Genomic DNA, 20,183 nt, shown 5'->3' with positions numbered 1-20,183 from the left:
CTATTTCATCTAATTAAGAGGGTTATTTTAGCATTTTTTTAAATTTAGCTGATGCACTTTTTTATTATCATAATAATGCTTGGATAGAGTGCTGTTATACTATGGCAAGAAAATTAACCTGCGTTAAATAATCACGATCTATGTACTCTTCGGTTCTTACTGATTTAATTAACTTGAAAGCTCAAACAGATGCAGACTCCTCTTTAGATTTTGGCAGTATACGCCAGCGGGATCGTAATATTGGGAAAAAACTTTCCCATTTAAAAAATAAACCTCAACAACAGCTTCATCATTGGTTACAGGCGATACAAACAGATTTTTTAAAAATCCTTCCTGGTGATCATATTAGTAAAATTTTCCGCCTAGCTATTTTTATTCTTTTTTTTCTAGGAATTGGGATTGGTTGGGCTACTTCCTCTAGTGTACTTGCCTATGATGGTACTCAGCCAGTTAACATATTTAATATACTTTTAGTTTTTGTAGGATTTCAGTTTTTCTTGCTATTGATGTCAACAATTCTAATGTTACCTCCCAAATTACTACGCTTGCTTCCTGGTGCTTTAGCATTTCAGGAAATGCTTAGTCTATTTAGCCCAGGGAAATTAGTACCTATTGCAGCAAAGTTACTTTCATCAGAGTACCGACAGGTTCTTGAAGGCATTTTGGGGGAGCAGAAAATAAATCATACGCTTTATGGTCAAGCAAAAAAGTGGTTAATTTTACAAACCTCCCAAATATTCGCTGTAGGATTTAATCTTGGCATACTTGCAAGTTGTTTATACTTAGTCATTACTTCTGATTTAGCGTTTGGCTGGAGTACCACTTTAAACTTATCCACAGAAAGCTTCTACCAGATAATTCAGAAATTAGCATTTCCCTGGCATGTATGGATTAAAGAGGCGGTTCCTTCATTTGATTTAGTAGAAGTTACTAAATATTATCGCCTTCATAAAGGTATTCTACCGAATGCAATAAAACTAGATCCAAAGGATGTAGCTTTGCTTGGTCAGTGGTGGCAATTCTTATTTATGGCAGTGAGTGTTTATGGACTACTGCCACGCTTGGGTATGCTTATCTTTACTTATAAGCAAGCACAAACTGCATTAGATAAAGCCCTGCTCCGCACACCTGGAGCACAACAAATTCTAGATCGGATGAATTATGCAGTTATAGAAACCACGGCAGGCACTAGCGATACTGAAGTCGGGTGGCTCCCAGAAATTATTCCGTCTATTAATCGAGGGCATTTTTCAGAAATAAATAAAGAAGGCTACCTAATTAATTGGGGAGGTACAAATATCGATGATCAACAATTAAAACAGATATTGCATCAGGCTTTAGCTCTAAATATTAAACATATTGCAACTGGAGGAGGTAAAAATACCATTGAGCAGGATCAATGCATCATTGAAGAATTAAAAAGTATCGCTACTCACTTAGCAATTATAATTGTTGTAAAAGCATGGGAACCACCTCTATTGGATTTTTTGGATTTTTTAGAAATACTTCGTGTTGATATAGGAACAGAGCAGCAGATCACTGTGATTCCTATCGCTCTAAACGCTGATCAAAATCCTGTTCCTGCAGATGATAAGGATTTGGATATCTGGGGCAGAAAGCTGCAAAGTCTTGGAGATCCTAAACTTGTTTGTTATTCATTAAGTTTTAAAGCTGCCTAATGTCTACGCCTACTTTTGTTGTTGTTGGTCACCCTAATAAAGGAAAATCAAGTATTGTTGCGACACTTACTCAGGACGAATCAGTACATATTTCACCTATTCCGGGAGCTACCGTAAAAAGCCGTTATTTTCCTATGAAAATAGATGGACGAGAGCAATACATTTTGGTAGATACTCCGGGATTTCAAAGAGCTCGTAGAACTTTTGCATGGATAAAATCTAAAGCTAATACTGCCTCTGAGCGTGCCAATGCGATCTCTCAGTTTATTGAAACGTATCAAAATACTGACCAATTCACGGATGAATGCGAACTACTAGGTCCCATTATGCAAGGGGCGGGGATCTTATATGTAACTGATGGTTCTCACCCCTATGGGGAAGAGTATGAGGCAGAAATGGAAATCCTACGATGGACAGGACAGCCGAGTATCGCCTTAATTAATATGGTGGGGGAAGGAGATTATATTGAACAGTGGCGTGCTGCATTGAGTCAGTATTTTAAAATTGTGCGTGTATTTAATGCAGTGACAGCAGAATTTAATAAACGCTTAGACTTACTTAAAGCATTTGGCCAACTTCAAGAGGAGTGGCAAAATCCGCTTAATAAAGCAATTAAGGCTTTAGAAGAAAGGAGACAAAACCAAACCCAGCAAAGTGCTTTAGCTATCGCTCAAATGCTAGCAACTATGGTTTCCTTTAAAATTACTAAGAAAATATCATCAAAAAAAGAAGCGCATATTTATGAAGAATCCTTAACCAAAAAATATAAAGATAAATTACGGGATTTAGAAAAAAAAGGTCGTAGTACCATTGAAGGAATTTATGACTATCATGGGTTAGTGCGTAGTGAGACAGAGCTAAATATTTTAGATATAGATTTATTTTCTTTAGATAGCTGGAATATTTTTGGGTTAAATCGACAGCAACTTATCACTACAGGTGCAGCTAGCGGTGCATTAGCGGGCTTAGGGTTTGATGCAGCAGTAGGTGGTTCCTCTTTTTTGCTCGGTGCTGCTGTAGGTTCAGTTATAGGTGGGGTTACTGCTCGGTTTTCTCATAAAAAAATTGCAGATATAAGAACATTTGGTATTCCTCTGGGGGGGATAGAATTTCGAATAGGACCTACTACAAATATCAATTTTCCCTATGTAGTTTTAGGTCGTGCTCTTTATCACTACAAGGTAGTCAGCCAAAGAACCCACGCTCAAAGAGGATCTCTAGATTTAGAATCTCAAAACGAGAGTACGAACTACACTTCTCTTATCTCTGATACACAACGGAAAAAACTGGAAAGGCTATTTACTCAAATTCGAAGAAGTAGCAGTGAAAATTTTGATTCGGAAACAATAGACTCTCTTACTGATTATATTGAAGTTATTATGAATAATTTGGAATTTTTTTAATCATCTACATCTGGTATATTTTTACCATAGAATATCTCTAAAGTTTCCTTTCGCACTTGATCAGTAATTTCTTGTTGCTGACCGTAACTTAGATCAGAGCTACTTCCACCAAATAAATAATCATCCAAATCAAAATTTTTCAGCATCATCTTGGTATGAAAAATATTCTCTTGGTAAATGTTCACATCGATCATGTGGTATCTATCTTTAGTATCTTCAGCAATAAAATTTTGAATGGAATTGATTTCATGATCAATAAAATGCTTACCTCCATCTATACTACGGGTAAACCCCCGTACTCGATAATCCATCGTCACAATGTCTGATTCAAAACTGTGGATTAGATAGTTGAGGGCTCTTAGAGGAGAAATACGCCCACAGGTTGATACATCAATATCTGCCCGAAAGGTACTAATCCCATTATCAGGGTGGCTCTCTGGATAGGTATGTACCGTGAGATGGCTTTTGTCTAAATGACCTACTAAACTCTCTGGCAGAGGACCTGGTGCTTCAGCATTGGAAAGAACGCTAATATTATCATCTTTATCTTCTGCAATCAGAATAGCAACACTTGCTCCTTGAGGATCATAGTCTTGCCTTGCAATATTTAGAATATTAGCACCAATAATTTTGGTAACTTCAGTCAGAATATTAGTAAGACGCTCTGCATTATATTCCTCATCAATATATTCAATATATTCTTGGCGTTGCCTTGGGGTTTGAGCGTAACAAATATCATAAATATTAAAGCTCAGGGTTTTTGTAAGGTTATTAAAACCATGTAATTGAATTTTCTTATTAAAAATATTTGCCATTACCCTTTATTAATTTCTAATTATTTTGTAGCTACCTTGCTATATAACAAATTATTAAATGTTTATAAATCTATTTTTTCTACAGTAAAAATAAGATCATCCTGCTTTAGCAGGCGCACTCGAGTACCTTCAGGTAAATCTTTAGGGCTTGTGACTTGCCAACGTACTCCATCAATCATGACATACCCAAATCCATTAACTATAGGCTCTTTAAGAACTGCTTCACGTCCTACCAAGTCGCTGCCACGGCGATTTAGAGAGCTATTTTTCGAATCTACGGTCCAACGAAAAAATCTCCACCAAATGAACACCGATAGGATACAACCAATTGCAAAGATTACAAGCTGTAATTCCCAGTTAAACCACGGTAATATGAATACCACTAACCCTGTACTTAAAGCGGAAAACCCTAGCCACATGAGAAATCCACCACCAGCGAGTACTTCAATTACAAGTAGTAATAAGCCTAGTAGTAGCCAGTGATGATAATCTAAAGTTTGTAAAAAACTCACGGATTATTCTTTATTCCCTTGATGTGCCATAGCATCTTTAACAAGCGCACTAATACCACCAATAGCACCTAAAATACCTGAAGCATCAGTAGGTAGCATAAATACTTTGCTATTAGGGCTAGCAGCAAGCTGTGCTAGCGCATCTACATATTTTTGTGCTACAAAATAGTTAATGGCTTGTATATTACCATCTCTAATAGCTTCAGAGACTACTTGAGTTGCCCTTGCTTCAGCTTCTGCTTGTCGCTCCCGAGCTTCAGCATCAAGAAATGCGGCCTGTCTTTCTCCTTCTGCTCGTAGGATTTCAGCTTGTTTTTCTCCTTCTGCTTTAAGAATAGCACTTTGCCGACTACCTTCTGCATCAAGTACAGCAGCTCTTTTCTCTCGCTCCGCCTTCATTTGTCTTGCCATAGATTCTACTAAATCAGTAGGCGGTTTAATATCTTTTATCTCAATTCGAGTAACTTTTGCTCCCCAAGGATTAGTTGCATAATCGACAATATGGAGCAACCTTTCATTAATCTCATCTCGCTGACTTAACATTTGATCCAAATCCATAGATCCTAAAACGGTACGGATATTCGTCATTGTCAGATTTCGGATAGCATTTTCTAATCCACTGACTTCATAAGCCGCTTTTGCAGAATTAACTATTTGAAAAAAACAAACAGCATCAATTTTTACCATAGCATTATCTTTGGAGATAACACCTTGGGGAGGAATATCTAACACTTGTTCCATCATATTCACTCTATGACCAACTAGATCAACGAAAGGCAGTAGAATTCCTAAACCAGGAGGTAGGCTATGGGTATAGCGACCAAAGCGCTCAATGGTATACTCGTATCCTTGGGGGACACGCCTAACTCCCATAGCCACTACAGCAATGACCAGACTTACTAAACCAAATATCCACATGGATTCCATAATATTTATGACTCCAAAATATATCTCTATTAAGGTTTTTTATGATTCAATGCAATAAACTGCACTGTAGTTCCACTAGGATCGATACAATAAAAGCTACGTGCTCCATCTCTGTGGGTATGTGGCTCCGTCTTCATTGTCACTTTATAGCTTTTCAAATACTCATACCAATGATCTATAAGTGCATGGGTAGATACTATAAAACCAATATGATCGAGTCTTTGTATGCCGTGGGGTACTTGATCTTTAGGTAAACGATGCAATGCAAGATTATCACTTCCCGAACTAAGATATACATTATCTTTATCTGGCCTCCATTGCACTTGCATTCCTATAATATTTACATAGAAGTCTTCACAAGGTTCAAGATTACTAACAAATAGTGCTACATGACATAACCCAATAACGGATGGAGGATTATTCAACAGTTATATTCCTTATTTTATTTTTCTTGGTTTGTATCTACATGAATTATTTTATAATCATGACTTATTGTAGCTATTTTTCCTAGCATAATAGAGGCAGAGCAGTATTTTTCGCTAGAAAGTTTAATAGCTCGGGCTACATGGTGCTCTGTTAGCTGATAACCAAAAATCTTAAAATGGGCATGAATATGAGTAAATACTTTAGGATCGCTTTCTGCACGTTGTGCTGAAATTTCTACAGTACAATCCGTAATAGACTGCCTGCTTTTTTTTAAAATTTGTACCACATCAAAAGCAGTGCACCCCCCCATGCCTAGTAAGAGCATTTCCATAGGACGAATACCAAGGTTCTGTCCTCCACTTTCAGCAGGACCATCCATAATCACAGAATGTCCACTTCCAGAGTGACCTAAAAAACTACACGCTTCAATCCATTTAATCTGTGCTTTCATAGATTCAAATATTTTTAATTTAGAAGGTTAAAAATTCTAAATTATTTTATCCTGAATAACTTTGGTATACTCTACATTCAAAAATAAACAGAGAATTTTTTAATCCATATTTAAGATATATAGAAATCCGATAAAACAATTATAAATTTTTCTTCTATGTTTTAAAGGATCTACTAGGAGTATCTATTGTGAATAATAGAAATATATTAGCTTCAATTTTTTTTCTTGTTTCTTTTCTTTTTACGGCTGCAGTCTATGCGCAAGTAGAGATTAAAGACCCTTCAGAACTAGCGGGTGCTTGGTTAATGGAAATGACTGCGTTAAAGCAAGATGGTGGTGGTAGCAATAAAGAAGAGCAAACTTGGGAATTTAATCCCTCTGATGGGATAGTTATTCAATCTGGCTATAATAAATTTGTACGGAAAAATACTAAGTTTACTAAAAATTATAAGATTGTTAATAACACAGTGGTTGAAATCTCTGATGCTTCAGACACCACTAAGTATAAAGTGATTGAAAAAACTCCTACTAAGATGGTGCTTAAAGGTCCTTTTGGCTATCACTTCTTCAAAAAAAAATAAGTAAGTTTCATTTTTAATTATACAGGCATTAGTAAGGCGATAATATGAATTTTTTTATTACGGACGCTTGGGCAGAAGGTAGTAAGCAAGCAGTAAATAGTGCAGATTTTCTTTTGCCTATGATAGTTTTTGCCACATTTTTTCTTATCTATTATTTCTTTATTATCCGCCCTAGGTTAAAACGACAAAAAGAGCGCCTCACTATGCTTGGAACAGTGAAAAAAGGGGATGAAATTATTACTTATGGAGGGTTGCTAGGAAAAGTACTTGAGGTGGGTGATAACTTCCTGCAAGTCGAGCTTGCAGAAGGAATCCAAGTTAAAGTTGAAAGAAATGGAGTATCTAGGGTAGTGCCTAAAGGCACTATGAAAAATCTATAAACTGGGTACCCCTCAATTTTGTAATAACTAAATCAGCTTCAACCTTTGCTAATAAAAGGATGAGTGTAAAGCCTGATAGGTGGATCAGAGATATGTCGGAAAAATACGACATGATTACTCCATTTGCACCTTATCAAGTCCGAGAGATAAAAAATACATCTGTTATTTCTTATGGTACTTCTAGTTATGGTTATGATGTGCGTTGTGCAGATGAGTTTAAAATTTTTACGAACATTAATTCAGCAATTATAGATCCTAAGAATTTTGATGAAAACAGTTTTGTAACGATGCAATCTGAGGTATGTATTATTCCACCTAATTCTTTTGCACTAGCTCGTACTGTAGAGTATTTCAAAATCCCTCGTAATATAGTCACTATTTGTTTAGGAAAATCCACCTACGCTCGCTGTGGTATTATTGTCAACGTCACACCATTAGAACCAGAATGGGAGGGGCATATTACCCTAGAATTCTCTAATACTTCCTCCCTCCCTGCCAAAATTTATGCTAATGAAGGAGTAGCTCAAGTCGTTTTCTTTGAGTCCAATGAATCTTGTGAAGTTTCTTATAAAGACCGTAAAGGGAAATATCAGGGACAAACTGGGGTTACTTTACCAAAGGTGTAGTTCTAATAACTTGCCCATCTTTAAGATATATCTCTTTTTTAGCGAAAGCTAAAATAGCCTGAGGATAAATTTTATGCTCTTTTTCTAAGACTCGATTGGCTAAAATTTCCGGAGTATCATTTTTATATACAGGAACTTTAGCCTGTAAAATAATAGGCCCACCATCTACCTCCTCCGTTACAAAATGAACGGTAGCTCCATGTTCATAAACTTTAGCCTTAAGTGCTCTTTGATGCGTATTTAGCCCAGGAAATTTTGGTAATAGAGAGGGGTGGATGTTCATTAATTTCCCGATATAGTGCTGAACAAATTCTAAAGTTAAGATTCTCATAAATCCAGCTAGTACCACAAGATCTGGGGTATAAATATCAATAATTTTGATTAATTCTCGATCAAATATCTGACGCTGCTTATATTGACGATGGTCTAGTATATGAGTGTTTATTCCTGCCTGTTGGGCATAAAAAAGTCCTTGTGCTTGAGGGTTGTTACCGATTACTGCTCGTATATCTACAGGTAATTTTCCAGTTTGAGCCTGTTCTAAAATAGCAAGAAAATTACTTCCTCGACCGGAAATTAAAACTACAATAGGAAGCAATTTAGTACTCATAGTAATAGTAATAGTATAAGTATTAACAAAGAGTTACTCTAGGCATTCCAGATTGATGATTAACAATATTGCCGATAACCCAAGCAGTTTCTCCAGCACCTTCTAAACAGGCTAGAGTCTTCTCAGTTTCTGCTTCAGAAACACAAACCACCATGCCGATACCACAGTTAAAGGTACGGTATAACTCTTCTTTAGAAAGATTCCCTTGTTGTTGTAGCCAGCAAAAAATAGAAGGGATAGCCCATTGGGAAATATTAATTTCAGCACTCAATTGTGTAGGTAAAACCCGAGGTAAATTTTCTAGTAATCCTCCACCAGTGATATGAGCTAAAGCACGCACTTGTACTTTGCTAAACAGTTCTAATAAGGGTTTTACATAAATTTGAGTGGGTGTGAGCAGTACAGAGCCTAAGGTGTTATTATCAAAGGGAGTATCTAAGCGCCAATTACCTTGATCAATGATTTTACGAATCAGGGAGTAGCCATTTGCATGGGGGCCAGAAGAAGCGATTCCTATTAAGCTATCTCCCAACTGTACCTGACTGCCGTCAATCAAAGCGTTTTTTTCAACAATACCTACACAAAATCCGGCTAAGTCATAGTCATTATCTTGGTATATGCCTGGCATTTCCGCAGTTTCCCCACCTACTAAGGCGGCACCTGCTAAGAGACAACCATGACTAATTCCATGAATAACTTGACTAGCCTCATCTACATTTAACTTACCAGTAGCATAATAATCTAAGAAAAAAAGAGGCTCTGCTCCTTGAACAATAATATCATTAACACACATAGCTACTAAATCAATGCCAATGGTATCGTAAACACCTAACTGGATAGCAAGTTTTAGTTTTGTGCCTACTCCATCCGTGCTTGCCACAAGAATAGGGTTTTGATAGCGATGAGTAGGGAGCTCAAATAGGCTGGCAAATCCTCCTAGACCTGCTAATACCTCAGGGCGCATTGTTCGTGCTGCAGCGGGTCTAATCTGATCTACAAGGCGATTACCTGCGTCAATATCAACGCCAGCAGATCGGTAACTCAAAGAAGGGGAAGATACTTTTTTTTCATTCATAGAAAACAACTATAATTAATGGGTATTATTTTAAATGCTTTAGTTACATTATAAGCAATACAAAATACCCTTGCTTTAAGGGTAAAGCTAGAGCGAACTATACAACATGATAAACTAAAACAATGAAAAAAATTCTAGGGATATCCTTATTTTTACTTACTTTAGTAAAAATACAAGCTTCTGAAATTATAAACTTATACGAAGCAGAGGTTCCTGTGCGTAGTAAAAATTTGAGTACTGCTGAACAAATTAATGCAGAGCAGCAAGGATTACAAGATATACTACTGAAAGTAGTAGGGAATAGAAATCTAATCAATCGCACTTATCTTAATCCTATTCTCAGAGAAGCACCTAATTTAGTACAGCAATTTCGCTATAGTATTTCCGATAAGAATGTACCTATTTTTCATGTAAATTTTGATCATCAGGGGGTAAAAGATCTATTAGTCCAAAATAATTTGCCTATATGGGGAGAGAATCGTCCTGCTTTACTCCTATGGATTGCCATTGAAGATAATAGAAAACGATACCTACTTACATCTAATCAGTCTTCTCTATTTATAGATAGATTAAAAGAGCAAGCTGATATGAGAGGTATTCCTATTACTTTCCCCCTTTGGGATTTAGAAGATCAAAAACAACTTACCTTCGGAGATGTATGGGGTAATTTTACTATGCCAATACAGACAGCTTCTCATCGCTATCCAGCGACAGTACAAATCGTTGGGAGGATACTACGTCAAGAAGGAAATAATTGGGAGGGAAGATGGAGTCTTTATAGTATAGAAGAAACTCAAAGCTGGAGTATATCAGGGGGTATAGATCAAGTACTCGACAATGGATTGAATAAGTCTGTAGATATTATTACAAGCCATCTTGTATCTGGAAGTAGCACATTACAATCAATCGTTGTTCAGGTAAGCAACGTAGGTTCATTTACAAACTATGCAAGGTTATCTAGTTATTTTAAGACTCTTAGTCAAGTAAGCAAAGTGCAGCCTATCCAGCTATCCCAAAAAAACGCTAGATTTTCCTTGGAAATACATGGGTCTATATCAGATTTGGTTTCAGCAATTTCCTACGGAAGGGTACTTACAGTGGATACCCAAAAGCAGTATGATACTGATACCATTGAAGTTAACCCTAATAATTCTACAGAATCTAACATAGAAAAAAATGAAGTATTAAATTATAAATTTATTCCTTAAATTAAATTATTAGGTATAAATTCTTTGATCCAAAAACCATCCTTAAACTTAACTGTAGTTATTCCTGGATTAGCTGAAATACTACCAGAGGTAATATCCACCGATAATACACAGTTCCATTTTCTTCAGAAATTAATAAAAAGGGCAACTCAAAAACAAGCTAATATCTATTCCTACGAATCCTTACTGCTAAATTTATTTGGTTTTTCTCAAAGAGAATCTAGAGATGTTCCTATCGCTTCTATCATGTATCCTTGGGATAAAGGTGAATCTCAACTACAGTCATCCTGGGTAATTAGGGCAGATCCAGTACACTTACATCCAGATCGGGATGAATTAGTTTTATTTGGCCCTCATCAACTCGTATTAAATAAAACAGAAGCTCTAGAACTGGCTAATCATATTGCTCCCTTATGTACTGAATATGATTGGAATCTTGAGGTACTTACGCCTGATCGATGGTACCTTACATTACCTCAACTAAGCCAGGTTAATTTTACCTCTCTAAGTGAGATTGAAGGAAAGTACATTGGTACTGCTTTACCTACAGGGGCAGAAGGATCCCGTTGGTGTACCTTACTCAATGAGATACAAATGACTTTATATAACTGTTCTACCAACCAGAAAAGAGAAGTGGAAGGAAAATTAGCGGTAAATAGTTTATGGTTTTGGGGTGCTGAAAAAATCCCTGAAGTACTTACATCTTCTTCATGGAATACGATCACCACAGGTAAAGAACCGTTTGCTCAGGCACTTGCAAGCTATAGCGATCTCCCCTACCAAATTTTAGCTGAAAAAGAAACTGGTGATCGATGGGTAGAACAACTCGATATAACTGGTAATCACCTGCTTATTTTAGATCAGTTACTCTTGATAAAGAATCAACCCTCTGAACTCTATCAGGCACTTCTTTACTTAGAAGAGCACTGGTTTAGTATCTTATATAAGCTACTGCAAAAGAGACCTTTTACTCAACTCAATTTATACCCATTAGGATCCTATTCCTATTCTATAAGTTGGCCACAAATTTGGTATTTTTGGCGATCTTTTAGAAAATATAAAACTCTAGAGAATCGTACCTATTAGCTTTAACTAGATATCTATGGATATAGATGGAAGAGCATTAAAACAAAGGGAAATAGTACATCCCTCTAAGCTACCTAATACAATACATCCTGTGCTCAGAAGAGTGTATGAGGCACGCAATATTCAGAGTATCAATGATCTTGATTACAGATTAGCCCATTTACCTTCTCCATGGTTATTTTCTAATATTCATGCTGTAGTTGAATTGCTTGCAGAAGCACTTACTCAGGATTGGCAAATTTTAATCGTTGCTGATTTTGATGCAGATGGTGCTACTAGTTGTGCAGTAGCCGTACGTGCTTTGAAACTAATGGGAGCAAGCCAAGTTAATTATCTTGTGCCTAATCGTTTTATTCATGGCTATGGACTCACATCAACGATCGTGGCAGAGGCAATTAAGGAAAATAAACCAGATTTAATTATTACGGTAGATAATGGTATCGCCAGTATTGAAGGAGTTAGAGTTGCAAAAGAATCAGGTATTCATGTTTTAATCACCGATCATCATCTTCCAGGAGAAAATTTACCTGATACAGAAACGATTATTAATCCTAATTTACCTAACGATCCCTTCCCGAGTAAATGCCTTGCAGGTGTAGGGGTAATTTTCTATGTCATGCTAGCATTACGTTCTCATTTAAGAGACCAAGGTTGGTTTACTCCTCAAAATAGAGAAGAGCCTAACTTAGCGCAGTTATTAGATTTGGTAGCATTAGGTACAGTAGCAGACGTTGCCTCTTTAGATAAAGTAAATCGTACTTTAGTTTCTCAAGGTCTGAGCCGGATCCAGAAAAATTATAGCTGTGCTGGAATTCAAGCATTGATTTCCTGTGCTAGCCGATCTTTTGAAAATATTACCTCAATGGATTTAGGTTTTTCTTTAGGTCCTAGATTAAATGCAGCAGGTCGTTTAGAAGATATGCGCCTTGGCATTGAGTGTCTACTTACCGATTCGTTAAAGGAGGCACAACAATATGCAAACCGACTGAATACACTCAATTATGAGCGCCGTAAAATTGAGGCTGCTATGCAGGATCAAGCAGTGGCTTATCTAGAAGATCTAAATTTTTCAGATAGAGAAAATTTACCTTTAGGGTATTGTTTATTTAATGAAACTTGGCATCAAGGAGTTATTGGATTACTTGCTTCTCGAGTTAAGGAACAGGTGTACCGTCCAGTAATTGTTTTTGCTCCTGATGAGAAGCCAGAGAGATTAAAAGGTTCTGCTCGATCTATTCCAGGTCTTCATATTCGCGATGCTTTAGATCGGGTAGCTACGGAATACCCAGGATTATTGGATTCTTTTGGTGGTCATGCTATGGCAGCAGGATTAAGCTTAAAAAAAGAAAATTTAATCCCTTTTCAAGAATCTTTTTTAGCCGTATTAAAATCTCAGCTTAATGAAGAGCATTTAAAGCAGGTTGTTTTAAGCGATGGTACTATAGATAACTGGGATTTAAATCTTGCAGAGGCAATCCATGCTGGCGGGCCTTGGGGGCAAGGATTTCCAGAACCACTATTTGATGGTGTATTTTGGCTTGAAAGTTTCCAAACAGTAGGTAAAGATCATCTTAAACTTGCTCTAAGCTCACTGGATAAACAAAAACAGCTCTGTGGTATTATCTTCCGCTATATCCCTCCAGATTGGTTTCAACCCAAGATTAAAATAAACTTAGTTTATCGACTAAGCGTTAATGTGTATAAATACTTCCGCAGTGTACAACTCACTATTGAGTATGTTACTCAAGTGTAATTCATTATTAAGAGAACAGTTATTATGATTAGTAATTATCCCGATTTTTTCGATTTAGCACCTGCCATTCGTATGTATGATGGTCTTGCTAAATTTTTAGGCAGTTCAGAAGATGGCTATATTGAATATCACTATAAAGATGCAGTTGCTTTAGCTGGTCATTCATGCCCTACAGTAGCTTCTGCTTATCTAATGACTCGTGCAGGTTTAAATACTCTTTATCCTGATCAAATACCAGAGCGAGGAGGAGTTTCTGTTGCTTGGTCTGAAGATAAAGATCAAGGAGTTACTGGTGTGATGGCCAATGTTGTACTACTGATTACTGGTAGTGCAGATGAAGGAGGATTTAAAGGTCTTAATGGAGATTTTACTAGGAATAATAAACTCGCCTTTGGTGTACCTATTCAAGGCAATGTGAAATTTACTCGCCTTGATAACAATCATAGTGTAGAAGTAGCCGTTAATGTAGGATTAATCCCTATTCCCTTGGAAATGCGTACACTAATGCCAAAATGTATGGCTGGTATTGCAACTAAAGAGGAACAAAGAACCTTTGGGAATGCTTGGCAGTCTCGGGTAAAATCACTGCTCATAGATCATGCAGATGATCCAAGTATCATTACTGTGTTTGCTTAATCAAGAACAAAGCTAGTTAAATTCGTGAATAAATCTTTTTCAACGATTGGATTAATAGGTAAGCAAACAGGAAGTCATGAGGTTGCAAAATCACTTGCTTATATTGCTAGTTTTTTAGCAGATAAAAAACTAAATTTGGTTATTGATCAAAATACAGCTAGCCTTTTTCCAAGTCATCAATACCAAATAGCTTCTCGAGAAAAATTAGGGCAGCAGTGCGATTTAGCTATTGTAATAGGTGGGGATGGTACCCTTCTTCATGCTGCTCGTAGTTTAGTTGATTTTCATACTCCTTTACTTGGGATTAAGCTAGGTAGATTAGGTTTTCTTGCGGATGTGCTGCTTGATTCTTTAGAAAAAGATTTAACACAAATTTTACAAGGAGAGTACCTAGAGGAATCTAGGTTTTTACTTCAAGCTGAATTATCAATTCATAACCAACCTTACTCATTGATTGGCACTGCTTTAAACGATGTAGTAGTACATACGACTGCAGTCTGTATGATTGAATTTGAAACTTATATTAATAAAGTTTTTTTAAATAGCCAACGGGCGGATGGATTAATTATTGCTACTCCAACGGGATCTACTGCCTATGCTTTATCTGCAGGAGGTCCTATTTTAGACACTAATCTTAATGGTATGGTATTAGTTTCTATCTGCTCCCACGCTCTAAGTGATCGACCTTTAGTATTTCACGGGGATGGAATTATCGAAATTAAGATAAATACACCCTTTATTGCAAGCCAAATAAGTTGTGATGGTCAATCTAGTATCAAGATTCATGGGGGAGATCAATTAAGAATTAGTAAATACCCAAAAACAGTTCGTTTAATTCATCCTGTCACCCATAACCATTATGATATTTTACGTACTAAGCTCCATTGGGGAAAAAATTTTGGATGATTAAAGAACTATTTATTCGAAATTTTATTATTGTACAAGAATTAACACTATCCTTACATTCTGGTATGACTGCACTAACAGGAGAGACTGGCGCAGGAAAATCTATTCTAATTGACGCTCTTGGGTTAGTGTTAGGAGGAAGGGGGGATACTAGACTTATTTATCAGGGAGAAAAAGAGATAGAAATAAAAGCTATTTTTGAAATTAGTGGATATATCTCTCTCTTTTCTTGGCTAGAAGCTCAAAATTTAAAGGTTACAGAAGGACAATCTTATTTAACTTTAAAGCGAATTCTAAATTATAAAGGAAAATCTCAAGCCTATATTAATGATCAGCTTGTACCGATTAAAACTTTACGGGAAATTGGAGAGTGTTTAGTTTATATTTATGGGCAAAATAGCCATCAATCTTTGTTAAATCATAAGGTGCAAAGGGAGATAGTAGATATTTATGGTGACCATGAAGCCCTTTTAAAGAATCTCAATATAATTTATCAGAATTATCGATTCTTTAAAGAAGAGCTTACGAAACTAAATCAGGCAAGCCACGGAAAAAATTCTAGGGTAGAATTATTGCATTACCAACTTCAGGAACTTGATTATTTTCAGCCTAATACGGAGGAGTTAAAATCCTTAGAACAAGAACAGAAACAATCACTCCACCAAGTAGAGCTTGTTCAAACCTCAGAAGAAATACTTAATATGCTCTATCAAGAAGATCAAAGATCTGTTTCTGCTCTTCTTGAACAAGTTCATAAGAAGTTAATTCGCCTTGCCTCTCTCAATCCTATGTTAAAGGAAATAGAAAGCCTTGTGACTACTGCAACTATTCAGATTGACGAGGCAGCTAGCCAATTAAGCCACTATCTTACATCAATAGATAGAGACCCTAATCGTCTTGCTTGGCTTGAAGATCGTTTATCTGTCTATTATGAATTAGGACGTAAACACCAAACCGCGCCAGAAAATCTTCCTCTTTTAGTTAAGCAAATAAAAGCTGAATTAGACTCTCTAGAAAGCATAGATACTCAGTTCGATCAGATAAAAGCTAAATTAACTACTATTTCTGAAGAATATTTGAATCTAGCAGCCATCTTAAGCCAAAGCCGCTATAAGGCTGCCAAAGAGTTTTCTAAAAAACTAAATGAAATACTACCCAATCTTGCCTTAACTAAAGGGGTGTTTCATATTGAATTCACTTCCGTGAAAAATGAGGAATTCTCTTCTTATGGTATGGATCAAATTCAATTTCAAGCTAACTTAAATCCTGGTCAATCTCTACAGTTACTAAATACAGTCTCAGGGGGAGAATTATCTAGGATTGGGTTTGCTGTTCAAACCCTTATCTCTGAGAAAAAGGAGTATTCTTCTCTTATCTTCGATGAAGTAGATACAGGTATTGGTGGATCAATTGCAGATGCTATAGGTGTAAGACTACGAGAACTTGCTGCTCATAAGCAGGTACTTTGTATTACCCACTTACCTCAAGTAGCTGCTCAAGCTCACCATCAAATTAGGATTAATAAATATTATATGAATAAAAAAACAACCGTTGATCTTATGGAATTAAATAAAGAGCAAAGAGTAGAAGAACTTGCTCGAATGCTTGGAGGAAAAGAAGTCACCAAACAGTCTCGTGCACATGCTATCTCTATGCTAGAGACTGCTCAATAACTTTTTCAGTTAAGTGAGTTTAAATTCGATTAGTATTTGTATTTTTTTGGCATGCCTTACAAATTCCATAAATATATAGATAGTGATCAGTCATTTGATACCCAGCTCGATGTGCTAATTCCCTTTGACGATCTTCAATTGTTTTGTCTACAAACTCCTCAACTTTGCCACATTGTGTACATAATAAGTGATCGTGATGCTCACCACTATCCATTTCAAATACAGAATGACCTGCCCCTGCTTGCCAGCCTTCAAAATGATGGCGAGAAACTAGCCCTGCAGCTTCAAATTGAGTAAGAACTCGATATACAGTAGCTAATCCTATCTCTTCGCCTTGATCAAGCAATACTTTATAAACATCTTCGGCACTCATATGTCGATGATCACTACTTTCTAAAATTTCTAGTATTTTAAGACGAGGTAAGGTTACTTTAAGCCCAACTTTACGTAAATCTTGACTTTCCATAGCATGCTCTGAATAAGTTAAAAATTATTTCTGTCCAAAAAAAATATTTTATTATCACTACTATATTATAGGATAGGAAATATGTATAAGCTTTACATTTTCATACTTATTTATTCCAGTTTAACCCTAGCAGCTTGCAGTGTTACAAAGCATATACCTAAGGTATACAAAATCAATGTCCAACAAGGCAATGTAGTAGATCAAGAGATGATCGAGAAACTAAAGCCAGGAATGACAAAACAGCAAGTTAAATTTGTACTAGGCACCCCCACAATTATTGATAGTTTTGAATCTAATCGCTGGTACTACATATATAGTTATAAACCTGGTCGTGGCGATCGAGAACAGCATACCATAGCGGTATGGTTTAAAAATGAATTACTTAGTTATATTACTGGAAATGTTAAAATAAATCCGGAGTTAGCAGATAAAGGATTACAAATAGAACAGGTGGAATCAGTTACTGTACCTCCACGCCAAGAACCTAAAGGGTTTTTAAGTAAGGCAAAACACTTGCTGCATATGGGTAAGGACTCTACTCAATCTCCTAAAGATAAGTCTACTACAGGAAGCCATGGAAAATATGATTAACTCTTACTCGCTCTATTACGGCGGGCTTGTCTAGGATCAATTATTAAAGGGCAATAAATTTCTATCCTATCTCGATGGTGAAGTGGTGTACTTAGCTCCACTATTTTGCTAAAAACACCGATTCCTGCACATTCTAGGTTAATTTCTGGAAATAAATTTAAAATACCGGATTTTTCAATTGCCTCTCTAACAATTGTATTTTTCTCTACAAAAATATTGATTAACGTAAGCTTTCTTGGATGACCATAGGTTATAGAAACACTAATTTGATTAACGTTGTCCATAGTAATCTCTCGCACGATGGCAAAATGCGTCTACCATAGTAGAAGTAATTTCACTAAAAATTGGACCTAAAGCAAGACCAATCATTTTGCTAGAAAACTCAAATTCCATCGTTAAAGAAACTCGGCATCCTTGATTTTCTCCAATAGGGTTAAAGTGCCATATACCCTCTAAGTGGCTAAAGGGACCTTCTACTAATTCCATAGTTATGGTTTTATCTTGTTCTAACTTATTATGGGTAGTAAATGATTTATGGATAGGACCCTTAGCAATTTCTATGCTAGCACGTACGCTTTCTTCATCACGGTTATAGACTTGGGTAGAGCGGCACCAAGGAAGAAATTGAGAATAAGCTTCAATATTATTTACTAAAGTATACATTTCTGCTGGAGTATAAGGTACTAATGCACTGCGATCTATTTTAGTCATATGAATAATCAACCACCATTTAAAGTTTGTAGTTAAATTTAGTTAGTAACTAATTTAACTATAAAGAGTTGTTGTATTTTAGCTTCTTAAACTAATAAATTTCTAATTTTTTAAAACAAAATTACTACTGAAAAAAAATTTAGCTCGCTAATATACCCAATATTTTATAGCATTCATTATTTGATCTATTACAGCTACTGTTCTAGTTATTTTAGGTTTACTTTAAATTTAAGTAGATTTACCTTCTATTTCAATAGTATGATAAAAGTAATAGTGTATTTAATTAAAAAATTGAAATGAGTAAAAGTAAACCTAAACAGCCTACAAAAGGTACTAATAGCACCATTGCATTAAATCGCAGGGCACGCCATGAATATTTTATTGAAACTAGATATGAAGCTGGGCTGGTGCTTGAAGGTTGGGAGGTAAAAAGTTTAAGAGCAGGCCATGCCCAGCTCAATGAAAGTTATTGCTTCCTTAAAAAAGGAGAAGCTTGGTTGTTTGGCGCCCATATTAGCCCGCTCGCCAGTGCATCTACTCATATTCACCCAGATACTCAAAGAAACCGCAAACTCCTCCTTAATGTAGAGGAGCTTAGAAAGTTGATCGGTGCTGTAGAGCGGCGGGGTTATGCACTTATTCCACTAGCTCTTTATTGGAAAAAAGGTCTAGCAAAACTAGAGATTGCTCTGGCTAAAGGTAAGCATAAGTATGATAAACGGGCTGATGAAAAAGAAAAAGAGTGGCGACGACAAAAGGAGCGGATTGCAAAGGTTACGGCTTATTAACGTGAGTAGCTTATAAAAATTCTATCTTCATATAGTAATTCTCGCAGGAGTACTATGACAATCTCATTCTTTACACTAAGTCACTTTAACTGTTTTTAAGTAGTATAGTAAAAAATACTGTATATTTAACTAGAAAATAGAAATGGTTCAGTAATCAAGTAAAGGCTATTTCTTTTGGGGAGAATCAATTTTCTGCCTCTAGTATTCAAAACATTAAACTATCTCTAGTAAGTAATATTTCTCTGTTACTTCCTCAATTTCAAATTACCCCTCTAATATTGCACTAACTCCTATAGTTAGTAGCTTAAATACATCTGACATTGCTAGTTTATATTCTTTACTTTTTTACCAAACCTTTTTGTAGTGTGTTACCATTTAATGAAATCATCTATAATAAAAATATGATAACGCTAATATAACTTATTGATTAGATTTACTCTCTTTTTTAAGTTAAAATAACTTGTATATCTCTTTAGTATACTACTTGGGGGCGACCTGGCTTCGACGTGGATCGCAAAACCTGAGGGGCATGTCGAGGTGCAGAGCCCTCGTTAATCACCCTGCAAAAATTATAGTTGCCAACGACGACAACTTCGCACTCGCTGCTTAATACCCAGTAGGGTGCCGTCTGGCTGGAGCCGTGCTTGTGCGTTCAGAGTTCAGGCGTCATACTCACAAGATCGCAGGAAGGTAGCCTAGGGCTAACCTGCTAAACCTTTACTAGGATCGCTAGCTATTTCCTTGCCCATCGGGCTGTAGTCTAGTTAAATTTAAAGATTGGGATAAGCATGTAGAACCAAAGGCGGAGGATTTACGGACGCGGGTTCAATTCCCGCCGCCTCCACCAAGCCTTATAAGACACTTACCCCCACCCCACCTT

23 protein-coding genes and 1 other RNA gene are annotated in these 20,183 nt (G+C 36.4%); 14 read left to right on the top strand and 10 right to left on the bottom strand.

The window, feature by feature from the left end; genetic code table 11:
• Positions 1–140: 140 nt before the first annotated feature.
• On the top strand, positions 141–1,679 hold the full coding sequence (locus OOL07_RS06255; protein WP_264695666.1) for a DUF2868 domain-containing protein: 1,539 nt from the start codon (positions 141–143) through the stop codon (positions 1,677–1,679).
• The gene (locus tag OOL07_RS06250; RefSeq protein ID WP_264695665.1) at positions 1,679–3,082 is read left to right on the top strand and encodes a DUF3482 domain-containing protein; all 1,404 of its coding nucleotides are present in this window, start codon (positions 1,679–1,681) and stop codon (positions 3,080–3,082) included. Before OOL07_RS06255 ends, OOL07_RS06250 begins: the two co-directional genes overlap by 1 nt.
• Here OOL07_RS06250 and speD read toward each other — a convergent pair.
• The 5 genes from speD to OOL07_RS06225 all read right to left on the bottom strand — a co-directional run bounded on the left by speD (position 3,079) and on the right by OOL07_RS06225 (position 6,213).
• Positions 3,079–3,897, bottom strand: coding sequence for an adenosylmethionine decarboxylase (speD, locus tag OOL07_RS06245; RefSeq protein WP_264695664.1), 819 nt, complete (start codon positions 3,895–3,897; stop codon positions 3,079–3,081). The genes OOL07_RS06250 and speD overlap by 4 nt on opposite strands.
• A gap of 62 nt (positions 3,898–3,959) precedes the next feature.
• On the bottom strand, positions 3,960–4,409 hold the full coding sequence (locus OOL07_RS06240) for an NfeD family protein (protein ID WP_264695662.1): 450 nt from the start codon (positions 4,407–4,409) through the stop codon (positions 3,960–3,962).
• 3 nt (positions 4,410–4,412) lie between these two features.
• Positions 4,413–5,336 (bottom strand): SPFH domain-containing protein, encoded by a 924-nt coding sequence (locus OOL07_RS06235; RefSeq protein WP_264695661.1) that lies wholly within the window; start codon positions 5,334–5,336, stop codon positions 4,413–4,415.
• Between the two features lie 29 nt (positions 5,337–5,365).
• On the bottom strand, positions 5,366–5,761 hold the full coding sequence (locus OOL07_RS06230; protein ID WP_264695660.1) for a VOC family protein: 396 nt from the start codon (positions 5,759–5,761) through the stop codon (positions 5,366–5,368).
• Between the two features lie 17 nt (positions 5,762–5,778).
• Entirely contained in the window at positions 5,779–6,213 is a 435-nt protein-coding gene (locus OOL07_RS06225) for an OsmC family protein (RefSeq protein ID WP_264695659.1), read from the bottom strand.
• A 188-nt stretch (positions 6,214–6,401) separates the two neighbouring features.
• On the opposite strand from OOL07_RS06225, the gene OOL07_RS06220 reads away from it, so the two are divergent.
• From OOL07_RS06220 to dcd, 3 genes are read left to right on the top strand one after another with little or no spacing between them, the layout of a single operon-like run.
• On the top strand, positions 6,402–6,794 hold the full coding sequence (locus tag OOL07_RS06220; RefSeq protein WP_264695658.1) for a hypothetical protein: 393 nt from the start codon (positions 6,402–6,404) through the stop codon (positions 6,792–6,794).
• A gap of 44 nt (positions 6,795–6,838) precedes the next feature.
• Complete coding sequence (gene yajC / locus OOL07_RS06215) at positions 6,839–7,174, top strand: preprotein translocase subunit YajC (protein ID WP_264695656.1); 336 nt, start codon at positions 6,839–6,841, stop codon at positions 7,172–7,174.
• A 59-nt stretch (positions 7,175–7,233) separates the two neighbouring features.
• Complete coding sequence (gene dcd / locus OOL07_RS06210) at positions 7,234–7,800, top strand: dCTP deaminase (protein WP_264695654.1); 567 nt, start codon at positions 7,234–7,236, stop codon at positions 7,798–7,800.
• Here the strand turns inward: dcd and purN are convergent.
• Together purN and purM are read right to left on the bottom strand one after the other, a co-directional pair.
• The gene (gene purN / locus OOL07_RS06205) at positions 7,781–8,410 is read right to left on the bottom strand and encodes a phosphoribosylglycinamide formyltransferase (protein ID WP_264695653.1); all 630 of its coding nucleotides are present in this window, start codon (positions 8,408–8,410) and stop codon (positions 7,781–7,783) included. The genes dcd and purN overlap by 20 nt on opposite strands.
• A 22-nt stretch (positions 8,411–8,432) precedes the next feature.
• Positions 8,433–9,485 carry a phosphoribosylformylglycinamidine cyclo-ligase gene (purM, locus tag OOL07_RS06200; protein WP_264695651.1) on the bottom strand — a complete coding sequence of 351 codons (1,053 nt, stop codon included), beginning with the start codon at positions 9,483–9,485 and terminating at the stop codon, positions 8,433–8,435.
• A gap of 122 nt (positions 9,486–9,607) precedes the next feature.
• Between purM and OOL07_RS06195 the strand changes: the two genes are divergently transcribed.
• Genes OOL07_RS06195 through recN form a run of 6 tightly spaced genes read left to right on the top strand, consistent with a single transcriptional unit; the run spans position 9,608 to position 16,747 of the window.
• Positions 9,608–10,693, top strand: a complete 1,086-nt coding sequence (locus OOL07_RS06195) for a DUF2066 domain-containing protein (protein WP_264695650.1) — start codon at positions 9,608–9,610, stop codon at positions 10,691–10,693.
• Positions 10,694–10,717: 24 nt separating this feature from the next.
• The gene (locus OOL07_RS06190; RefSeq protein WP_264695649.1) at positions 10,718–11,779 is read left to right on the top strand and encodes a hypothetical protein; all 1,062 of its coding nucleotides are present in this window, start codon (positions 10,718–10,720) and stop codon (positions 11,777–11,779) included.
• 16 nt (positions 11,780–11,795) lie between these two features.
• On the top strand, positions 11,796–13,532 hold the full coding sequence (gene recJ, locus OOL07_RS06185; protein WP_264695648.1) for a single-stranded-DNA-specific exonuclease RecJ: 1,737 nt from the start codon (positions 11,796–11,798) through the stop codon (positions 13,530–13,532).
• A gap of 24 nt (positions 13,533–13,556) precedes the next feature.
• Positions 13,557–14,168: a hypothetical protein gene (locus tag OOL07_RS06180; RefSeq protein WP_264695647.1), complete on the top strand. Its 612-nt coding sequence runs from the start codon at positions 13,557–13,559 to the stop codon at positions 14,166–14,168.
• Positions 14,169–14,192: 24 nt separating this feature from the next.
• On the top strand, positions 14,193–15,074 hold the full coding sequence (locus OOL07_RS06175) for an NAD(+) kinase (protein WP_264695645.1): 882 nt from the start codon (positions 14,193–14,195) through the stop codon (positions 15,072–15,074).
• Positions 15,071–16,747, top strand: a complete 1,677-nt coding sequence (gene recN / locus OOL07_RS06170; RefSeq protein WP_264695644.1) for a DNA repair protein RecN — start codon at positions 15,071–15,073, stop codon at positions 16,745–16,747. The genes OOL07_RS06175 and recN overlap by 4 nt, the downstream gene beginning before the upstream one ends.
• Positions 16,748–16,766: 19 nt before the next feature.
• Here the strand turns inward: recN and fur are convergent, their stop codons facing one another.
• A complete protein-coding gene (gene fur / locus OOL07_RS06165; RefSeq protein WP_264695643.1) occupies positions 16,767–17,213 on the bottom strand; it encodes a ferric iron uptake transcriptional regulator in 447 nt (148 codons plus the stop codon).
• Positions 17,214–17,294: 81 nt separating this feature from the next.
• Between fur and OOL07_RS06160 the strand changes: the two genes are divergently transcribed.
• Positions 17,295–17,804 carry an outer membrane protein assembly factor BamE gene (locus OOL07_RS06160; protein ID WP_264695642.1) on the top strand — a complete coding sequence of 170 codons (510 nt, stop codon included), beginning with the start codon at positions 17,295–17,297 and terminating at the stop codon, positions 17,802–17,804.
• Here the strand turns inward: OOL07_RS06160 and OOL07_RS06155 are convergent.
• Entirely contained in the window at positions 17,801–18,088 is a 288-nt protein-coding gene (locus OOL07_RS06155; RefSeq protein ID WP_264695640.1) for an RnfH family protein, read from the bottom strand. The genes OOL07_RS06160 and OOL07_RS06155 overlap by 4 nt on opposite strands.
• The gene (locus tag OOL07_RS06150; protein ID WP_264695639.1) at positions 18,075–18,515 is read right to left on the bottom strand and encodes a type II toxin-antitoxin system RatA family toxin; all 441 of its coding nucleotides are present in this window, start codon (positions 18,513–18,515) and stop codon (positions 18,075–18,077) included. The genes OOL07_RS06155 and OOL07_RS06150 overlap by 14 nt, the downstream gene beginning before the upstream one ends.
• A gap of 296 nt (positions 18,516–18,811) precedes the next feature.
• Between OOL07_RS06150 and smpB the strand changes: the two genes are divergently transcribed.
• Positions 18,812–19,303, top strand: a complete 492-nt coding sequence (smpB, locus tag OOL07_RS06145) for an SsrA-binding protein SmpB (RefSeq protein WP_264695637.1) — start codon at positions 18,812–18,814, stop codon at positions 19,301–19,303.
• Between the two features lie 486 nt (positions 19,304–19,789).
• Positions 19,790–20,150, top strand: a transfer-messenger RNA (tmRNA) gene (gene ssrA, locus OOL07_RS06140).
• The last annotated feature ends 33 nt before the right edge of the window (positions 20,151–20,183 follow it).

Source organism: Candidatus Nitrosacidococcus sp. I8 (genome assembly GCF_945836005.1).
In the GTDB taxonomy this organism is placed as follows: domain Bacteria; phylum Pseudomonadota; class Gammaproteobacteria; order Nitrosococcales; family Nitrosococcaceae; genus Nitrosacidococcus.
This window is presented reverse-complemented; position numbering and strand designations above follow the sequence as displayed.